General features: G+C 72.0%; 2 protein-coding genes. Both read right to left on the bottom strand.

Features of this window, described 5'->3' with window-relative positions:
• The coding region (locus tag RWP81_RS16120) for an alpha/beta fold hydrolase (protein WP_314457820.1) at window positions 1-1,425 on the bottom strand (1,425 nt) is incomplete at its 3' end.
• The gene (locus tag RWP81_RS16115; RefSeq protein WP_314457818.1) at window positions 1,422-2,444 is read right to left on the bottom strand and encodes a 3-oxoacyl-ACP synthase III; all 1,023 of its coding nucleotides are present in this window, start codon (window positions 2,442-2,444) and stop codon (window positions 1,422-1,424) included. The genes RWP81_RS16115 and RWP81_RS16120, both read right to left, overlap by 4 nt.
• Between the last annotated feature and the right edge of the window lie 224 nt (window positions 2,445-2,668).

Raw genomic sequence — 2,668 nt, 5'->3', positions numbered from 1 at the left:
CCCCGCGACCTCGCCGATGACGACGTCGGGCACGGCTCCGCGGACGGCGCGCGACAGACCCCGGATGCCGAGACCGCGGTCGGCCACGACGACGACGGCGCCGATGCGCAGGCACGCGTACAGCGCGGCGGTGAGGGTGGGGCCGGGCTGCACGAGCAACGAGACGCGGTCTCCCGCGCGGACGCCGAACGCGTCGAGGCCTGCGGCGATCTCATCCACGCGGGTGGCGAGCTGACGCCAGCTCACGCGCAACGGCTCGCCGTCGCGGGAGGTGCTCATGTCGATGACGGCGGTGTCGTCATCGTCGCGGCGGGCGTCGAGGGCGTCCCAGAGGGAGCCGGTGACCGCCTCCGCCGCGGGGGCGGTGGGTGCGGGCTCGGCGGCGCCGTCGTCCGTGGCGAGGGTAGAGCCGGCGTCGCCGGGCGGAATCGCGCCGGAACCCTGCGTCGGGCGGCGGATCTCGGCATCCACGACCTTCTCGTCGAGCCAGTCGAGCACGACGTCGGCGTAGGGCCGTTCCTCGGCGATGAGGTGCCCGGCGCCCTCGAAGCGATGCACATCGGCGTGGGGCAGGCGATCTATGAGGTCGTCGAGGTGTCCCTCGCCGAACACCGGGTCTTTGGGTCCCCGGAGCAAAAGCGCCGGCACGTCGAGTTGCCGCAGCCCCGCCGACATGCGGCGCAGGGCCGGGGTGCTCTCGTCGGCCGACGTGGCGGGGATGTCGGCGACGAACCCGCCGATACCCCGGCGGCGGGCGACGGTGGCGTAGGGCGCGCGGAAGGCGGCGCGCACGGCCGGGTCCAGATCGGCGAGCGCGAGCGTGGTGTCGAGGAACGCGGTGGTCCCCGTCGTCCCGGCGGCGAGCATGCCCCGGGCGGTCGCCACACGCAACGCGAACGGCAGGGGAGCACCGTCGGGGTGGTGCACGGCGGTGTTCAGGGCGATGACCGCGGCGAGGCGGTCGGGGTTCTCGACGGCCCACCCGAGCGAGACGGGCCCTCCCCAGTCGTGCCCGATCGTCACGACCGGACCCGGGATGCCGAGCTCGTCGACGAGCGCACCGAGGTCGGCGATGCGCTGCGCGAGCGTCCGCCGCAAACCGGAGCGCTCTGAGAAGCCCATCTCCAGCTGGTCGACGGCGACGACCCGCCACGCCGTGCGGCCGGCTTCGGCGCGCTGCAGCGAGGTGCTCACTAGTGCACGCCAGAGGTACGACCAGGTGGGGTTTCCGTGGACGGCGACGATCGTGCCGACGGGGGCGATGCCGTGTTCGGCGAGAGCGTCGCCGGTGTCGAGCACGTGCCAGGTGCGGGTGGTGCGCGCATCGGCGGCGACGCCGTCGACCGCGACGAGGCGGGAAAGGGCCGGGTCGAGGCCGGGCAGACCCACCGGGGGCAGGGTCGCGCCGGGGGCGGTGACCCTCACCAGGCCAGCTCCAGCATGCCGGTGTTCAGCCCGGAGCCCACTCCCATCAGCAGGACGCGATCGCCCCGGCGCAGCGTCTTCTGCTCGGCGGCAAGGGTGATGGGGATGGATGCCGGTCCCACATTGCCCAGGGTGGGGTAGGTGACAGGCACACGAGTGCGTTCGAGCTTGGCGGCGCGGACGATCGCGGAGGTGTGCACGGAGGACACCTGGTGCGTGATGTAGCGGTCCATGCCCGTCCACGAGAATTCGTCCTTCGCCTCCTTCCACGCCGACACGACGAGGTCGAGGCCACCCTTGAGCAGTGCCTTGGCATCGGTGAACATGCCGTCGACGCTGCCGACGCACAGGTCGTAGAACTGCGTGGCAGCGCGCGTCACGCCGCCGACGATCCGGTGGCCCTCGGGGTGGTCGCTCGCCCGGCCGAGCACGGCGGCGGCGGCGCCCGACCCCAGCGTCAGCGAGGCGAACTCCTGCATGAAGGCGTCGCGATCGAGGTCTTCGCGCACGAGACGGTTGATGGTGTTGACCTGGATCTCGTCGGCATCCTCGCCGTTGACGATCAGGGCGTACTTGACCTGGCCCGACTGGATCATGCCGGCGGCCAGGCTCATGCCGTTGATGAAGCCGAGGCACGCGTTGGCGACATCGAAGTTGATGGCCGAGCTCGGCAGGCCGAGACCGTGGTGGAGGCGCACGGCCACCGACGGCTCGAGGTGCTTGCGGGTGACCGAGGTGTTGATGATCAGGCCGACCTCGCTGGGGTCCACTCCGGCCTCGGCGAGCGCCTGCTTGCCCGCGGCGATGGTCGCCTCGTCGGAGGACTCGCCCTCGGCCCAGTTGCGACGCTCGGTGACACCGGCGACGCGGCGCAGGAGCCCGGGCTTGAGCTTGAGACGCTCCAGCGCCGGGGCCAGCCTCGCCTCGATGTCGTCGGACGTCGTCACGCGGCTGGGCAGGACGCTCGCCACCGAAACAAGAGCCACATCATCGAAGTGCGTGGTGGCATTACCTGGCAAGAGAGCTCCCGCATCCTGTGCGTAGACGGCGCAGCCGGGCGCGGAGGGGACGCGCAGACGGCTCGAAGATTACCCCTCAGGATAAGCCGCGTCGTATGTCTCGGGCTGCATGGGGGCTGAACGTGCTAGAGGCGGCCCGCCGCCTTGAGCGCGAGGTAGCGGTCGGCGACGAGGGGCGGCAGGTCGTCGGCCGATGCCGACACCGCGTCGCCGCCCGCGCGCAC

This window comes from uncultured Microbacterium sp., assembly GCF_963521695.1.
Classification (GTDB): domain Bacteria; phylum Actinomycetota; class Actinomycetes; order Actinomycetales; family Microbacteriaceae; genus Microbacterium.
This window is presented reverse-complemented; position numbering and strand designations above follow the sequence as displayed.